The sequence below is a fragment of the Plastoroseomonas arctica genome, assembly GCF_018128965.1.
Classification (GTDB): Bacteria; Pseudomonadota; Alphaproteobacteria; order Acetobacterales; family Acetobacteraceae; genus Plastoroseomonas; species Plastoroseomonas arctica.
Genome location: NZ_JAAEDH010000002.1, coordinates 21499 through 37000 on the forward strand (window position 1 = coordinate 21499; position 15502 = coordinate 37000).

Sequence of the window (15502 nt, forward strand, 5' to 3'; positions counted from 1 at the left end):
CTCTCAGCGGAAATTGTTCTTGGCGGTGCGGTATTCGGCAAACGTCACGGCGTCGCGGGCGCGCAGAAAGACATTGGCCTTCATCTCCTCGCCCAGCGTCGTCGGCACGGTGGGCTGGCCGGCGGCGCGCTGTTCCTTCACCTCGGCCGCGCGGGCGATGAGGTCGGGGTTCTCGGGCTCGATTGTCAGGCAGAAGCGGGCATTGTCGGCGGTGTATTCATGGCCGCAGCAGATCAGCGTGTCGTCGGGCAGGATCTTGAGCGGTTGGATGGAGTGGTACAGTTCCTCCGCCGTGCCTTCGCTGGGGCGGCCGCAGCCGAGCGAGAATAGCACGTCGCCGGCGAGCAGGATGTGCGCCTCGGTGAAGTTGAACACGATGTGGCCATGGGTGTGGCCGGGCGCGTCGATCACCTCCGCACCACTCGATCCCAGCATGAAGGTGTCGCCGGGGCGCAGCGCGAGGTCGAGCTCGGGCAGGCGATGGCGGTCGGCCAGCGCACCGGCGACCTGGCAGCCGAAGCGGGCGCGGACCTCGTCCACGCCGTCGACATGGTCGCCATGGTGGTGGGTGAGGATGATCCAGTCCAGGCGCCCGCCCGCGGCCTCGATGGCGGCAATGCAGGGCGCCGCCTCGCCGGGGTCGCAGAGGCCGACCGTGCCGTCGGAATCGCGCAGCAGCCAGGCGTAGTTGTCGCGGAGGTTGGGGATGGCGGTGGCGGTGACGCTCATGGGGCGCGTGCTCCTTGTTGGGGCGCGGGGTGGTTCTGGCCTATATCGGCCGGATGAATGCTGAGGTCCACGGCCTGGAGGCGTTTTACGCGGAGCCGCTCGGCCGCATCGCGGGGCGGCTGCTGCGCGCGCGGCTGGGCGCGCTCTGGCCGGACCTGACCGGACAGTCCGTGCTCGGCATCGGCTATGCCAACCCCTATCTGGGGCTGTGGCGCGGCCAAGCGCAGCGATGCCTGTCGCTGGTGACCGAGGGCGCGGTGCCGCCTGTCGCCTGGCCGCGCGGTGGCCCCTTCGCGACCGTGGTGGCGGAGGAGGACTCCCTGCCGCTGCCGGACCTGTCGGTGGACCGGGTGCTGCTGGTGCACGGGCTGGAAGCCGCGGGCAACGCGCGCCGACTGCTGCGCGAGGTGTGGCGCATCCTCAAGGATGATGGGCGGCTGCTGGTGGTGGTGCCGAACCGGCGCGGGCTGTGGGCGTATCAGGAAGGCACGCCGTTCGGGCATGGGCAGCCCTATTCGGCGGGGCAGCTGCAGCGGTTGCTGGTGCGCCACCTGTTCCGGGTGGAGCGGCGCGACAGCGCGCTGTTCCTGCTCCCCTATGGCGGGCCGCTGCTGCGGACCGCGCGGGTGTGGGAGGGCGTGGGGCGGGCGCTGTGCCCGGCGCGCTTCGCCGGCGTCGCGATCGTGGAGGCGGAGAAGGATGTCTTCGCCGCGATCCCGAGCGGGGGGGTGACGGCGCGGCGACGGGTGGTGGTGCCGACGCCGGGGTAGCGGCACGGCGATTGCGTTTACCCGCCGCAACGCACTCACCGGGAGCCTCGCTTGATGCCGTTTTCCGATTTTTCCCGCCGCGCCCTGCTGGGTGCCGGCGCATTCGGCCTTGCCATGCCGCCTCTGTCGCAGGCATCCGCCCAAACCGTGGGCGGCGAGCGGGTGCTTCGATACGGCATCTCGATGAACGATATCCCGCTGACCTCCGGCCAGCCGGACCGCGGCGCCGGTGCCTACCAGTTCACCGGCTACACCATCTATGACCCGCTGGTCGCCTGGGAGATGGATGTCGCCGACCGGCCGGGCAAACTTGTCCCGGGCCTCGCGCTGAGCTGGGAGGCCGATGCGACCGACCGAAAGAAATGGGTGTTCCGGCTGCGCCCGGGCGTGAAGTTCCATGACGGGTCGGATTTCGACGCAGATGCGGTGATCTGGAACTTCGAGAAGGTGCTGAACCCGCAGGCGCCGCATTTCGACAACCGCCAATCGGCCCAGGTGCGGCCGCGCCTGCCCTCCGTCGCGTCCTGGCGGAAGGTGGATGCGATGACCGTCGAGGTCACGACGCGCGCCGTCGACAGCATCTTTCCCTACCAGATGCTGTGGTTCCTGATCTCCTCGCCGGCACAGTTCGAACGGCTGGGCCGCAACTGGGATCGGTTCGCGTCGGAGCCGTCGGGGACTGGGCCGTTCCGCCTTGCTCGCCTCGTGCCGCGCGCGAGTGCCGAGCTGGTTAAGCACGCCGGCTATTGGAACCCCGCGCGCATGGCCAAGGTGGACCGGCTGATCCTGGTCTGCGCGCCCGAGGCCATCACGCGCTCGAACGCGCTGCTCACCGGCCAGGTCGACCTGATCGAGACGCCGGCGCCCGACGTGGTCGCGCGGCTGCGTCAGGGCGGCAACCGCATCGTCGAGAACGTCACGCCGCATGTGTGGAACTACCACCTCAGCCTGCTGGAGGGCTCGCCCTGGCGCGATATCCGGCTGCGCAAGGCGATGAATCTCGCGATCAACCGCGACGAGGTGGTGCAGCTGATGAACGGGCTGGCGAAGCCTGCCTATGGCGTGGTGGACCGCACCTCGCCCTGGTTCGGCAACCCGACTTTCGAAGTGAAGCACGACCCGGACGAGGCGCGGCGCCTGGTGCAGCAGGCCGGCTTCTCGCGCGCCAATCCGCTGCGGACGAAATTTCTCATCGCGACCGGCGGATCAGGGCAGATGCTGTCCCTGCCGATCAACGAATACTGCCAGCAGGCCTTCCGTGAGATCGGCGTTGAGATCGAGTTCCAGGCGGTGGAGCTGGAGGTGCTCTACACCTGCTGGCGCCAGGGAGCCGCGGGCGAGATCGCGCGCAACGGCATCACCGCGAACAACGTGGCCTATGTGACGTCCGATCCGCTCTACGCGCTGATCCGCTTCTTCCACTCGAACCAGATCGCGCCCACCGGGGTGAACTGGTCGCATTACCGCGACGCCGAGATGGACCGGCTGATCGACACCGCGATGAACACCTTCGACAGCACCGAGGTGGACCGGCTGATGGCCCAGGTGCACCAGAAGGCGGTGGACGAGGCGCTGCTGGTGTTCGTGGTGCACGACACCAACCCGCATGCGCTGGGCCGCAACGTGCGCGGCTACACCCAGGCGCAGCACTGGTTCCAGGACCTCACCACGCTGAGCTGATCGGCACGCAGCGGTCGTCAGGACTTAGCGAACGGGCGCTTCTCTCGCCCGATCGCAATTCCTACGTGCAGCAAAGAGATTGTCTTCGCGTTTTCGCCCCGCGCTCGCCCGACCGTGAGGACATCGGCACAAAATACCCTTGCCGCGTTCGTTGCGACGCCATACCGTTCTGCATCGAACGAGAAGGGATACCATCATGGGCAGTTGGTTCGTCCGCTTCACCAAATTCGCGACCGCGCACGTGGTCCACAAGCAGGAACAGGTGAATTCCTGCGGCATCGCCTGCATCCTCATGCTGAACTTCAAGATGAAGAAGGGGCTGATGTTCTCCGGCATGGCCGCCGGGGCCAGCCTGCAGACGGTGCCCGTGGTGGGCAGCTACCTCGGCGCCACGCTGGCCAAGGCTTCGGTCGATTTCGCGGTGAAGACGGAACCGGAAGTCTACAAGATCTACGGCGACGTGTGTGGCACCGTCTATGACGGCACCTCCTACACCAATGGCCTGAACCACCCCGAGGTGCTCAAGCGCCTCTGGCTCGGCAACTGGGAATGCGTCGACGTCGGCGAGGGCGGGATGGCCGCGGCCATCACGGCAGCGGTCGCCGGCGGGGCGCCCTGCATCGCGCACGTGGTCTGGGATGGCGGCGGCGCGCATTTCGTCTGCATCGACGAGACCGCCGGCGCGTTCGGCATCAACTACGCGATGATCAACGACCCCGGCGATGGCGACGTCCATCCGACGCTGATGACCCTCGGCACCACGGTGCGCTTCAAGACCGGCAAGATGAGCGGCTGGATCGTACGGCGGAAATAGCCCAGCCGGCAGGTACCATGAGGGATCGGGGCCAGGGGCACGGCGGCTTGCCCCTGGCAAACCCCCCGTGCTAGCCCCTCCGGCATCGAGAAAATTTCGGGACTCCGCCCTTGCAGCCCCCGCTCATCGTCATCCTGAACGGTCCGAACCTCAACCTGCTCGGGACTCGGCAGCCGCATCTCTATGGCTCCGCCACGCTCGACGATGTCGAGGCGCTGTGCGTGGACACCGCCGAGGAATTCGGTCTCGCGGTCGATTTCCGCCAGACCAATGCAGAGGGCGAGCTGGTCACCTGGGTGCAGGAATGCCGTGGCCGCGCGCGCGGCATCATCATCAACCCGGCCGGCTACACCACCACCTCGATCGCGCTGCTCGATGCGCTGCTGGCGTCGGACCTGCCGGTGATCGAGGTGCACATCACGAACATCCATCGGCGGGAGGAATTCCGCCAGCACAGCTATGTCTCCAAGGCCGCGACCGGCGTGATCGCGGGGCTTGGCGTCGAAGGCTATGCGCTCGCGATGCGGGCGATGGCCGGCATCATCGCAGAAGGCCGCGCGTAACATGGCATCCGGCATCCAGTTCGACCCGGCGGCGATCCGCGCGCTGGCCGATATCCTGCGCGAGACCGACCTCTCCGAGATCGAGATCGTCGAGAAGGACAGCCGCGTGCGCGTGGTGCGCCATGTGGCGCCACCGCAGCAGGTGATGGTGCATGCCGCGCCGGCGCCGGTCGCGGCCGTCGCGCCGGCTGCCGCGAGTGCCGCGGCCGCGGAAGCCGAGGCCGACCACCCCGGCACCGTCACCAGCCCGATGGTGGGCGTCGCCTATCTCGCCCCCGAACCCGGTGCGGCGCCCTTCATCCAGATCGGTGCCAAGGTCGCGCAGGGGCAGACGCTGCTGCTGATCGAGGCGATGAAGACCTTCAACCAGATCCGTGCCCCGCGCGCCGGCACCATCACACGCATCCTCATCGAAACCGGCACCCCCGTGGAATTCGGCGAAGCCCTGCTGGTGCTCGAATAGCCCGGATGTTCCAAAAAATCCTGATCGCGAATCGCGGCGAGATCGCGCTGCGCATCCATCGCGCCTGCCAGGAGATGGGCATCCGCACGGTGGCGGTGCACTCGACCGCGGATGCCACGGCGATGCATGTGCGCCTGGCCGATGAGAGCGTCTGCATCGGCCCGCCGGCGGCGCGCGACAGCTACCTCAATGTCGCGGCGATCCTCTCGGCGGCTACGATCACGGGAGCGGAGGCGATCCATCCGGGATATGGGTTTCTGTCGGAAAACGCCCGCTTCGCCGAGATGGTGGAGGCGCATGGCTTGGCCTTCATCGGGCCGACCTCGGCGCATATCCGCATGATGGGCGACAAGATCGCGGCCAAGGCGGCGATGCGCTCGCTCGGCGTGCCCCTGGTGCCCGGTTCGGACGGGGCGTTGAACACGCTCGAGGAGGCGCGCGCGATCGCCGCCGAGATCAAGTATCCGGTGCTGATAAAGGCGGCGGCCGGCGGCGGCGGGCGCGGCATGAAGGTCGCACTCGACGAGAGCGAGATCGAGGAGGCCTGGCGCGTCGCGCGCACGGAATCCAAGGCCGCCTTCGGCGATGACAGCGTCTACCTGGAAAAATACCTCGACCGTCCCCGCCACATCGAATTGCAGGTGATGGCCGACACCCACGGCAATGTCGTGCATTTCGGCGAACGCGACTGCTCCCTCCAGCGCCGCCACCAGAAGCTGCTCGAGGAGGCCGGCTCGCCCGCGCTGAACGCGACGGAGCGCGATGCACTCGGCGCGACAGTGACGGCCGGCCTGCGCAAGCTCGGCTATCGCGGCGCCGGCACGCTGGAGTTCCTGTACCAGGACGAGCAATTCGCCTTCATCGAGATGAACACCCGCCTGCAGGTCGAGCACCCCGTCACCGAGATGATCTGCGGCATCGACCTGGTGAAGGAGCAGATCCGCGTCGCCGCCGGCCTGCCGCTCGGCTACGGGCAGGGCGATATCCGCTTCACCGGCCACGCGATCGAATGCCGCATCACGGCGGAAGACCCGGAAACCTTCGCCCCGTCGCCCGGCAAGGTGACGCAGTACCACGCGCCCGGCGGCCTGGGCGTGCGGGTCGATAGCGCGCTCTACGCCGGCTACACGGTGCCGCCGCATTACGACAGCCTGGTCGCCAAGCTCATCGTGCATGCTCCCAACCGCGCCGAGGCCATCGGCCGCCTGCGCCGGGCACTGAGCGAAATGGTGGTGGCGGGGATCAAGACCACGCTCCCGCTGCACCAGCGCATCGTGGAGGATCCCGAATTTCAGGCCGGCGACTATACCATCCACTGGCTGGAGCGCTTCGTGGCGCGCGTCCCTGAGCTCTGACGCGGATCAATTTACCGCATTCCTGGTTGGATTATCTTGTCTCACGTTCGTCCGGCGTGATTAAAGGGCGCATGCCGCGGACGCTCACCGAAACCCCAGGCGTGCCGGCGACGGCACCGCACTTGCGGCCACCACGCGATCCCCGGCACCCTTGACCCAGGAGACATGACGCATGATGACCCGCACCCCGCTCGCGCGGCGCGGCTTTCTCGCCGCCGCCTCCACCCTTGCCGCCGCACCGGCGCTCGCCCAGTCGGCCTCCACGCTGCTGAACGTCAGCTACGACCCGACCCGCGAATTCTATCGCGCCTTCAACACGGCCTTCGTGGCGCACTGGACCAGCCTCGGTCAGCCCCGGCCCACGATCTCGACCTCGCATGGCGGGTCCGGGCGGCAGGCGCGCGCGGTGATCGACGGGCTCGCGGCCGATGTGGTGACCCTTGCCCTCGCCTATGACATCGACGAACTCGCCGAGCGCGGCCTCATCGCGCGCGAGTGGCAGGGCCGGCTGCCCGAGAACAGCAGCCCCTACACCAGCACCATCGTGCTGCTGGTTCGGCGCGGGAACCCCAAGGCCATCCGCGACTGGGGCGACCTGCTGAAGCCCGGCGTGTCCATCATCACGCCCAACCCGAAGACATCGGGAGGGGCTCGGTGGAACTATCTTGCCCTCTGGGCCTGGGCGCTGCGCCAGCCCGGCGGCAGTGCGGCCACGGCCGAACAGGCCGTGACGCAGCTCTTCCGCCAGGTGCCGGTGCTCGATTCCGGCGCGCGCGGCAGCACCACCACCTTCGTCCAGCGCGCCCAGGGCGACGTGCTGCTGTCGTGGGAGAACGAGGCCCACCTGGCGCTCCAGGAATTTCCCCAGGCCGGGCTTGAGATCGTCTACCCGAGCCTGTCGATCCTGGCCGAACCGCCGGTTGCCGTCGTGGACCGCAACGTGGACCGGCGCGGAACGCGGGCGCTGGCCGAGGCCTACCTTCAGCACCTTTATACCCCGGAGAGCCAGCGCCTGGCGGCCACGCATTTCTACCGCCCGCGCGACCGCGCCATCCTCGCCGAGGCCGGGACGCGTTTCCCGGCACTGGAGTTGGTGACCGTGCAGGATGTCTTCGGCGGCTGGGGCGGCGCGCAGCGGACGCATTTCAACGATGGCGGCGTGTTCGACCGCATCTACCGGCCGGGACGATGACGGCCGCCGCCACGGCGCTGCGGCCGGCGCGGGTCGGGCGTGCGACGGGCCGGCGCGCCCTGCCAGGGCTGGGGCTTTCGCTGGGCGTGACGCTCGCCTGGCTGGGGCTGATCGTCCTGATCCCGCTGGCCGCTCTGGCGATCAAGCCGTGGCAGATCGGCATCTCCGGCGTCGTGGCGGTGCTGCTGGACGCGCGGGTGCTCGCGGCGTTCCGGCTGTCCTTCGGTGCCGCGCTGCTCGCGGCGATCATCAGCCTGCCCCTGGGGTTGCTGTTCGCCTGGGTGATCACCCGCTACCGCTTCCCGGGACGCCGCTTGCTGGATGCGCTGGTGGACCTGCCCTTCGCATTGCCAACGGCGGTGGCCGGCCTCGCGATGACCGCACTGCTCGCCAACAATGGCTGGCTGGGGGCACCGCTCGCCGCGGCGTTCGGCTGGCAGATCGCGTATCGCCCGGTCGGCGTGCTGATCGCGCTGGTCTTCGTCGCCCTGCCCTTCATGATCCGCAGCGTGGAGCCGGTGCTGCGCGACCTGGCCCTCGAAGGCGAGGAAGCCGCCGCTACGCTGGGTGCAACGCGCATGCAGACCTTGTGGCGGGTGGTGCTGCCGGCCCTGGCGCCGGCGCTGATCACCGGCTTCGGCCTGGGTTTCGGGCGCGCGGTCGGCGAGTATGGCTCCGTCATCTTCATCGCCGGGAACATGCCCATGGCGACCGAGATCGCGCCGCTGCTGATCGTGACCAAGCTGGAGCAATATGACGACGCCGCTGCGGCCGCGATCGGTCTCGCGATGCTGGTCCTGGCCTTCCTCATCCTCCTCGCGCTCAACCTGCTGCAACGCTGGGTCCGGCGGGGCCGCGCATGAGCGTGGCGACGGATGACGCGCCGTGGCTGCGCCGCCTGCTGGTTATGCTGGCCCTGGTCTTCGCGGTGCTGATCTTCCTCGCGCCGCTCGCCGCGGTGTTCACCGAGGCGCTGCGGCGGGGGATCGCGCCGGCGCTGGAGGCCATCGTGGAGCCCGACGCCCTGTCCGCCATGCGGCTCACGTTGCTGGTCGCCGCCGTCGCGGTGCCGGTGAACACGCTGGGCGGCGTCGCGGCGAGCTGGGCCATCGCGAAATTCGACTTCCCCGGCAAGCGCCTGCTGGTGACGCTGATCGAGCTGCCCTTCTCGGTCTCGCCGGTGATCTCGGGCCTGGTCTACGTGCTGATCTTCGGCGCCCAAGGCTGGTTCGGCCCCTGGCTGCGGGAGCACGACGTCCAGATCATTTTCGCGCTGCCTGGCCTGGTGCTGGCGACGACCTTCGTCACCTTCCCCTTCGTCGCCCGCACCCTGCTGCCATTGATGCAGGAGCAGGGGCGCGAGGAGGAGGAAGCCGCCGCGACGCTGGGCGCCGGCGGGTTGCAGACCTTCTTCCGCGTCACCCTGCCGAACGTCAAATGGGCGCTGCTCGGTGGCGTTTTGCTGTGCAATGCCCGGGCGATGGGCGAGTTCGGCGCCGTCGCCGTCGTCTCCGGACACATCCGGGGTGCCACCAACACCATGCCGCTGCATGTGGAGATCCTGTACAATGAATACATGTTCGTGGGCGCCTTCGCCGTCGCTTCCCTGCTCGCACTGCTCGGCCTGGTGACGCTCGCGGCCAAGGCCTTGCTGGAATACTGGACCGCGCGGCCGATCGGCATCGAGGCATGAGCGTCGAGATCGAGGCGGTGACGCGCGATTTCGGCACCGCGGCGAACCCCGCGCTGCGTGGCGTTTCGATGGCGCTGCGTTCGGGCGAATTCGTGGCGCTGCTGGGACCGTCGGGGTCGGGCAAGACCACCTTGCTGCGCATTCTCGCGGGGCTGGATTTCCCCGATGCCGGGCGCGTCCTGATCGGCGGACGCGATGTCGCGCAGGTGCCGGCGCGCGATCGCAATGTCGGCGTGGTGTTCCAGAACTACGCACTGTTCCGCCACATGACCGTGTTCGAGAACGTGGCGTTCGGATTGCGCGTGCGTCCTCGCGCGCAGCGTCCCGCCAATGCCGAGATCGACCGGCGCGTTCGGGAGCTGCTCGCGCTTGTGCAGATCCCCGAGCTTGCGCCGCGCTACCCGGAGCAGATCTCCGGCGGCCAGCGCCAGCGCGTGGCCCTGGCGCGGGCGCTCGCCATCGAGCCGCAGCTGCTGCTGCTCGACGAGCCGTTCGGCGCGCTCGACGCGCTGGTGCGCAAGGATGTGCGGCGCTGGGTGCGCGGGCTGCACGACCGCCTCGGCCTCACTTCGCTCCTCGTCACCCATGACCAGGAGGAAGCGATGGAGATGGCCGACCGAGTCGCGGTGATGGAGCAAGGCCGGATCGTGCAGTTCGACCCGCCGCATACGCTGATCGATGCGCCGGCCTCCGCCTTCGTCGCGCGCTTCGTGGGCGATGCGAACCGGCTCGCGGCCTCGGTGCATGGCGGTCGTCTCGACATCGCGGGCTTCGGCGGGTTTGACGCCGCGGGGCTGCCCGAAGGTGCGGCCGAAATCTTCGTCCGCCCGGACGACCTGCGCATCCTGCCGCCACGCGATGGCCTCGCGCCCGGCCTCGTGGAATGGTCGCGGCCGGCCGAGCGCGGCCGCTGGAAGATGCTGGTGGCGGTCGGCGAGCATCGGCTGGAAGGCTATGGCGAGCGTGCCTTCGAGCGCGGCGCCGCCTGCGCGCTCGAGTTCCAGGCGCTGACCGCTTTCGGCGCGCGCGGCGAACGCGTCTCGATCAACGGGCGCGAGGCGGCGCCGAGCCTGCGCTGAGGCCGCTCAGTCGCGGCCCACGGTGCATTCGATCTGGCCGTGCGGCTCGTCGGTCGGCAGCAGGACCATGTTGTCGTAGTCCATGCCGAAGGGCTTGAGGTTGATCGGCACGTAGTGCTTGTTCGGGCAGGCCATGTGGATGTCGATCAGCTCCGGCACCGCGTCGAGCGCCGCCATCCCCATGCGGTAGAGGCTGTCCTGCACGCTCTCGGAATAGGTGGAGACGAAGACCTTCAGCATGGTCTTGAGGATCAACGCGTTCGCCGCGGCGTAGTCGGCAGGGTCGCGGGACCAGCGCCAGCGGGCTTCCATCGCAGTCGCGGCGATGCGGTCCCGCGTCTCGGCCAGCGTCGTGTACTCATCCTTGAAGAACTTGTCCCAGCCGGATTCCGTGGACTTCATGAAGGTGAATCCGCTGAGACCGGAGGTCACCGCCATGCCCGCGCGGGTGGCCTCGACGGTCACCGTGGGCTTGCCGTTGGCGTCGAGGATGAAGCCGTGATCCTGCTCCTCGCCATCGACGACCATGCGCGTCCACTTGGTCTCCTCGGATATCACGGTGACGGTCTCCACCTGCGGATAGGCGTCGAGGAATTTTTGGGCCAGCGCCTTGCCGTAGAGCTCGCTGTCGAGCCCCACATTCTCGCGCGCGACGATCCAGGTGATGTTCTTCACCGTGTCGGTGCACAGAGCGGCGGAATTATCCGCATCGGTGAAGACGCGGTCGAAGCCCCCGGTGAGCAGCGTCTTCACGCTGAGCTCGCGCACCTCGTGGCGCGCGGTGTCGCGCTTGACCCGCATGATGCGGACGCGGCCCTTGCCGTAGGTGGAGTTGATCAAGGCCATGGGGGCGTTCTCCTAGCAGGCGTCAGCGGAGTCAGAGTCGCTCGGCGCGCACCGCACGCCGCAAGGCCGCATGGCCGTCGCCGCTCGTGCGGCGAGCCAAGCGCCTGAGGGCGTGCATCAAGCATGATCGGCGGTCGCTGCGGCGGACGCTGCCTTTGCCGCGGCTTCCTCGGCGCTTTCCAGGCCGTTGAAGAAGGCGTTCAGCACCACCGCCACGATGGCCGCGAGCAGGATGCCCGATTCCATCAGCGGGTGCAGGTCATGCGGCAGGTTCTTGAAGAAGCTGGGTGCGACCAGCGGGATCATCCCGAACCCCACCGAGACCGCCACCACGAACAGGTTGCCTGAATTCGTCTTGAAATCCACTGCGGTCAGGATGCGCGCGCCGGTCGCCGCCACCATGCCGAACATCACCAGCCCCGCGCCGCCGAGCACCACCTGCGGCACCGCCTCGACCAGGGCCGCCATCTTCGGCAGCAGCCCGAGGATGAGCATGATCACGCCGCCGGCCACCGTCACCCAGCGCGAGCGAACGCCGGTCACACCCACCAAGCCCACATTCTGCGAGAAGGAGGTGTAGGGAAAAGTGTTGAAGATGCCGCCGAGGAAGGTGCCGACGCCATCGGCGCGCAAGCCCCGCGTGAGGTCATCCTGCGTGATGCGCTTGCCCGTCATCTCGCCCAGGGCGAGGAACATGCCGAGCGATTCGATCATCACCACGACCATCACGATGCACATGGTCACGATCGGGATCAGGTGGAATTGCGGCACGCCGAAATGGAACGGCATCACCACGTCGAACCACCCCGCCGTGCCCACCTTCTCGAAATGCATCAGGCCGAGCGATGCGGCGAGTACCGACCCCGCGACGATGCCGAGCAGCACGGCGACATTCTTCACGAACCCCTGGCCCCATTTCAGCAGGCACAGGATGGTCACCAGCACGAACAGCGCGATGCCCAGGCCCTGCAGCTGGCCGTAGTTCGGGTTGGGAAAGGCGCCCGGAGCGCCGTCGACCATGCGGGTCATCGTGGGCTGGCCGCCGCCCGCCCAGTTGATGCCCACGCGCATCAGCGAAATGCCGATCACCAGGATGATCGTGCCCGTCACCACCGGCGGGAAGAACGGCAGCAGCCGGCTGACGAAGGGTGCGACCAGGATGCCGAAAATGCCCGCCGCGATGACCGATCCGAAGATGCCGAGCAGGCCGACCTCGGGTGCGGCCGCCATCGACAGGATGGGGCCCAACGAGGCGAAGGTCACGCCCATCATCACCGGCAGGCGGATGCCCGACCAGGCGACGCCGTAGCATTGCACGAGCGTCGCGAGGCCACAGGCGAAGAGGTCCGCGCTGATGAGGAAGGCCACGTCCTCAGGCGACAGGCGCAGCGCACGGCCGACGATCAGCGGCACCGCGACGGCACCGGCATACATCACCAGCACATGCTGCACGGCCAGCGGTATCAGCCGCGGCAGCGGCAGCTTCTCGTCGACAGGATGAACCGGTATCGCCACGCGCATGCTCCATTCCAGCGTTGCGGGACGGAACGGCGCAGGGCGCAGGCGTGCCAACGGTGGCTGATGCCTCCGCCGTTGCCGTCGCCCCATTCCCTACGCGGGATTTCAGCGCGGACGGCCGCACCTTACAAGCGGGAAATGCGCGCTCAGGCGCGCAGCGTCGCGCCCGTCGCCTTCACCACCGCGGCGATGATCTTCTGCGCCACCGCCTCGATCGCCGCATCGGTGAGCGTCGCCTCGCGCGGCTGCAGCGTCACGTCGATGGCCAGGCTGATCTTGCCCTCGGGCAGCTTGTCGCCGGCGTAGCGGTCGAACAGCGCGACGTCGGTGATGAGTGCGCGATCGGCGCCACGCGCGGCACGCAGCAGCGTCTCGGCAGGTGTGGCGGCATCGACCAGGAAGGCGAAGTCACGCCGCACCGGCTGGAAGGGCGCGAGGTCGGGCGCGGATTTCTTGCGCCGCTTGGGGTCGGGGATGGCATCGAGGAACACCTCGAACGCGACCGCTGGGCCGGTGAGGTCGAGCGCGGCAGCGATGCGCGGATGCACCTCGCCGAAGGTGGCGAGCACGGTCTTGGGGCCCTGGCGCAGCACCCCCGAACGGCCGGGATGGTAGAAGCCGGGCGCATCCGCCGTGGCCGACAGCGCGGCCATCGGCACGCCTAAGGCCGCCAGCACGGCCAACGCATCCGCCTTCGCGTCGAAGGCATCGAGCGCGCGGGCGGGTGCAGCCCAATGGCGCGGCGTCTCCCCCGTGCGGATGCCGCAGGCAAGCGTGAGCTGGCCGTCGATGCCGGTGTGGCGATAGGCGCCGCCGATCTCGCACAGCGCCACCGCCGCATGCCCTCGCGCGGCGTTGCGCGCGGCGGCCAGCAGCAGGGAGGCGACGGGGGTGGGGCGCATCTGGTCGAGATCGGCTGCGATCGGGTTCTCCAGGCGCAGGCTGGCCGGCGTGTCGCCGAACAACGCCGCGGTCGCATGGTCGAGGAAGCCGTAGGTCACGCAATCCATCATGCCGCGCGCCGCGATGACGCGCCGCGCGAGCCCCTGGCGCGCCTGGCGCGGGCTGAGCGCGGCCGGTGGCACAGGCGACGCGACGGGCAGCGACAGCGGCGCGATGGCATCGAGACCGCGGATGCGCAGCACCTCCTCGATGAGGTCCGCCTCGTGCTCGATCACGGCGCAGCCGGCGGCAGCGGCAGTGGCGCGTTCAGGCGACAGATCGGCCGGCTGCACCAGGATCCCGCCACGTGGGTCGAGTGCCGCGTCCGCATTGCCGGAAGCGACCTGCGCGACGTCGTTGCGCCAGGGCGGCACCGCGACGGTCACCGAACCCGCGTCGCGATGCGATGCCACGAAGCCCAGGTGCTCCAGGATCGCCACCGCTTCGTCCGGCAACACCGTCGCGCCGCCGAGTTCGGCGAGGCGCGCGAAGCGGAGCGTCGCCTGGCGCTGCCAAACGGGCGGCGTGCCGGCTTCGCTGATCTCACTCGCCTCGCCACCGCAGAGTTCGATCATGGTGGCCGTCGCCATCTCCAGCGCAAGGCGCGGCAGGTCCTGGTCCACGCCGCGCTCGAAGCGCGAGCGGGCATCGGTGGTCACCGCGTGACGCCGGCCGGAGAGGGCAATGCGCACCGGGTCGAAGATCGCGCATTCGATGAAGCACTCGGTGGTCGTCTCGTCGCAGCCGGTCGGCGCGCCGCCGATGATGCCGCCCAGCGCCTCGGGGCCGGCGGCGTCGGCGATGACGCCGTCCTCCTCCGTCAGTGCGTAGGTCTTGCCGTTCAGCGCCTCCAGCGTCTCGCCCGCACGCGCCATGCGCATGGTGAGCGTGGTGTCCTGGACCTTGGCCACGTCGAAGACGTGCAAGGGCCGGCCGAGGCCGAAGCAGTAAAGGTTCGTCACGTCGACCAGCGCATTGATCGGCCGCTGCCCGATCGCGGTCAGCCAATCCTGCAGCCATTGCGGCGAAGGCCCGTTGGTGACGCCGCGAATGGCACGGCCAAGCACGTAGGTGCAGGCTTGCGGGTCCGCGATCTCCCATGTCAGCGGCGAGGCATAGGCGGGCGTGATCACCGGCGAGGGCAGCGGCTTCAACCGCCCGAGCCCGGCGGCGGCGAGGTCGCGCGCGACGCCGTGCACGCTCAGTGCATCGCCACGGTTCGGCGTGACCGCGATTTCGATCACCGGATCGCCGAGCTTCGCATAGGCGACATAGGCCATGCCGATGGGCGCATCCGCCGGCAGGTCAATGATGCCGCTATGGTCGTCGCCGAGCCCCATCTCTCGCGCCGAAAGCATCATCGCCTCCGAAGCCACGCCGCGGATTTCGCCCTTCTTGAGCGTGATGCCGGTGCCCGGGATGAAGGCGCCTGGCAGTGCCACCACGCCGCGCATCCCCGCCCGCGCATTCGGCGCGCCGCAGACGACGGAGAGCAGAGGGCCCTCACCGGTGTTCACCTTCAGCGCGCGCAGGCGGTCGGCATTGGGGTGCTGCTCGGCCTCAACCACCTCGGCGATTCGAAAGCCGGCGAGGGCCGCGGCGCGGTCCTCCACGCCCTCGACCTCAAGGCCGATGGTGGAGAGCGTGGTGGTGATCTGGTCGAGCGTCGCCTCAGTCTCGAGATGCGCGCGCAGCCAGGAGAGGGTGAATTTCATTCGTAGTTTCCTCTGACGACAGCGTGGGGGAAAAGAATTTCCCCCAAACCCCCATTCTTTCTTTTTTGTATACTGGTGCTGGCTGCGCAACCAGATCCAATAGACAAAGATAAAAGATGGGGGTCTGGGGGAATTCTTTCCCC

Annotated in this window: 14 protein-coding genes; 10 read left to right on the forward strand and 4 right to left on the reverse strand. The window is 68.6% G+C overall.

Annotation, left to right across the window (positions count from 1 at the left end):
- Window positions 1–3: 3 nt before the first annotated feature.
- Window positions 4–729 carry a hydroxyacylglutathione hydrolase gene (gene gloB / locus GXW79_RS02270; RefSeq protein WP_211872605.1) on the reverse strand — a complete coding sequence of 242 codons (726 nt, stop codon included), beginning with the start codon at window positions 727–729 and terminating at the stop codon, window positions 4–6.
- 53 nt (window positions 730–782) lie between these two features.
- Between gloB and GXW79_RS02275 the strand changes: the two genes are divergently transcribed.
- From GXW79_RS02275 to GXW79_RS02320, 10 genes are all read left to right on the forward strand, one after another.
- Entirely contained in the window at window positions 783–1499 is a 717-nt protein-coding gene (locus tag GXW79_RS02275) for a class I SAM-dependent methyltransferase (protein WP_211872606.1), read from the forward strand.
- A gap of 54 nt (window positions 1500–1553) precedes the next feature.
- Window positions 1554–3179 carry an ABC transporter substrate-binding protein gene (locus tag GXW79_RS02280; protein ID WP_211872607.1) on the forward strand — a complete coding sequence of 542 codons (1626 nt, stop codon included), beginning with the start codon at window positions 1554–1556 and terminating at the stop codon, window positions 3177–3179.
- 196 nt (window positions 3180–3375) lie between these two features.
- Window positions 3376–3993, forward strand: a complete 618-nt coding sequence (locus tag GXW79_RS02285) for a cysteine peptidase family C39 domain-containing protein (RefSeq protein ID WP_211872608.1) — start codon at window positions 3376–3378, stop codon at window positions 3991–3993.
- Between the two features lie 110 nt (window positions 3994–4103).
- Entirely contained in the window at window positions 4104–4556 is a 453-nt protein-coding gene (gene aroQ, locus GXW79_RS02290) for a type II 3-dehydroquinate dehydratase (protein ID WP_211872609.1), read from the forward strand.
- Between the two features lies 1 nt (window position 4557).
- On the forward strand, window positions 4558–5019 hold the full coding sequence (gene accB, locus GXW79_RS02295; protein WP_211872610.1) for an acetyl-CoA carboxylase biotin carboxyl carrier protein: 462 nt from the start codon (window positions 4558–4560) through the stop codon (window positions 5017–5019).
- Window positions 5020–5024: 5 nt separating this feature from the next.
- Window positions 5025–6374: an acetyl-CoA carboxylase biotin carboxylase subunit gene (accC, locus tag GXW79_RS02300; protein ID WP_211872611.1), complete on the forward strand. Its 1350-nt coding sequence runs from the start codon at window positions 5025–5027 to the stop codon at window positions 6372–6374.
- A gap of 175 nt (window positions 6375–6549) precedes the next feature.
- Window positions 6550–7566: a sulfate ABC transporter substrate-binding protein gene (locus tag GXW79_RS02305; RefSeq protein ID WP_211873055.1), complete on the forward strand. Its 1017-nt coding sequence runs from the start codon at window positions 6550–6552 to the stop codon at window positions 7564–7566.
- Window positions 7563–8429: a sulfate ABC transporter permease subunit CysT gene (gene cysT, locus GXW79_RS02310; protein ID WP_211872612.1), complete on the forward strand. Its 867-nt coding sequence runs from the start codon at window positions 7563–7565 to the stop codon at window positions 8427–8429. The genes GXW79_RS02305 and cysT overlap by 4 nt, the downstream gene beginning before the upstream one ends.
- Window positions 8426–9259: a sulfate ABC transporter permease subunit CysW gene (gene cysW / locus GXW79_RS02315; RefSeq protein WP_211872613.1), complete on the forward strand. Its 834-nt coding sequence runs from the start codon at window positions 8426–8428 to the stop codon at window positions 9257–9259. The genes cysT and cysW overlap by 4 nt, the downstream gene beginning before the upstream one ends.
- Window positions 9256–10338 (forward strand): sulfate/molybdate ABC transporter ATP-binding protein, encoded by a 1083-nt coding sequence (locus GXW79_RS02320; RefSeq protein ID WP_211872614.1) that lies wholly within the window; start codon window positions 9256–9258, stop codon window positions 10336–10338. Before cysW ends, GXW79_RS02320 begins: the two co-directional genes overlap by 4 nt.
- Window positions 10339–10344: 6 nt before the next feature.
- On the opposite strand, the gene pucL is transcribed toward GXW79_RS02320, so the two are convergent.
- The 3 genes from pucL to pheT all read right to left on the reverse strand — a co-directional run bounded on the left by pucL (window position 10345) and on the right by pheT (window position 15359).
- Window positions 10345–11184, reverse strand: coding sequence for a factor-independent urate hydroxylase (gene pucL / locus GXW79_RS02325; protein WP_211872615.1), 840 nt, complete (start codon window positions 11182–11184; stop codon window positions 10345–10347).
- A gap of 117 nt (window positions 11185–11301) precedes the next feature.
- The gene (locus GXW79_RS02330) at window positions 11302–12705 is read right to left on the reverse strand and encodes a nucleobase:cation symporter-2 family protein (RefSeq protein WP_211872616.1); all 1404 of its coding nucleotides are present in this window, start codon (window positions 12703–12705) and stop codon (window positions 11302–11304) included.
- 143 nt (window positions 12706–12848) lie between these two features.
- On the reverse strand, window positions 12849–15359 hold the full coding sequence (gene pheT / locus GXW79_RS02335) for a phenylalanine--tRNA ligase subunit beta (protein ID WP_211872617.1): 2511 nt from the start codon (window positions 15357–15359) through the stop codon (window positions 12849–12851).
- Window positions 15360–15502: the final 143 nt, after the last annotated feature.

Bases quoted from the DNA above. Each gene is read 5' to 3' on its own strand.
- gloB (WP_211872605.1), bottom strand. From the start codon at position 729: ATGAGCGTCACCGCCACCGCCATCCCCAACCTCCGCGACAACTACGCC.
- GXW79_RS02275 (WP_211872606.1), top strand. From the start codon at position 783: ATGAATGCTGAGGTCCACGGCCTGGAGGCGTTTTACGCGGAGCCGCTC.
- GXW79_RS02280 (WP_211872607.1), top strand. From the start codon at position 1,554: ATGCCGTTTTCCGATTTTTCCCGCCGCGCCCTGCTGGGTGCCGGCGCA.
- GXW79_RS02285 (WP_211872608.1), top strand. From the start codon at position 3,376: ATGGGCAGTTGGTTCGTCCGCTTCACCAAATTCGCGACCGCGCACGTG.
- accB (WP_211872610.1), top strand. From the start codon at position 4,558: ATGGCATCCGGCATCCAGTTCGACCCGGCGGCGATCCGCGCGCTGGCC.
- accC (WP_211872611.1), top strand. From the start codon at position 5,025: ATGTTCCAAAAAATCCTGATCGCGAATCGCGGCGAGATCGCGCTGCGC.
- GXW79_RS02305 (WP_211873055.1), top strand. From the start codon at position 6,550: ATGACCCGCACCCCGCTCGCGCGGCGCGGCTTTCTCGCCGCCGCCTCC.
- cysT (WP_211872612.1), top strand. From the start codon at position 7,563: ATGACGGCCGCCGCCACGGCGCTGCGGCCGGCGCGGGTCGGGCGTGCG.
- cysW (WP_211872613.1), top strand. From the start codon at position 8,426: ATGAGCGTGGCGACGGATGACGCGCCGTGGCTGCGCCGCCTGCTGGTT.
- GXW79_RS02320 (WP_211872614.1), top strand. From the start codon at position 9,256: ATGAGCGTCGAGATCGAGGCGGTGACGCGCGATTTCGGCACCGCGGCG.
- pucL (WP_211872615.1), bottom strand. From the start codon at position 11,184: ATGGCCTTGATCAACTCCACCTACGGCAAGGGCCGCGTCCGCATCATG.
- GXW79_RS02330 (WP_211872616.1), bottom strand. From the start codon at position 12,705: ATGCGCGTGGCGATACCGGTTCATCCTGTCGACGAGAAGCTGCCGCTG.
- pheT (WP_211872617.1), bottom strand. From the start codon at position 15,359: ATGAAATTCACCCTCTCCTGGCTGCGCGCGCATCTCGAGACTGAGGCG.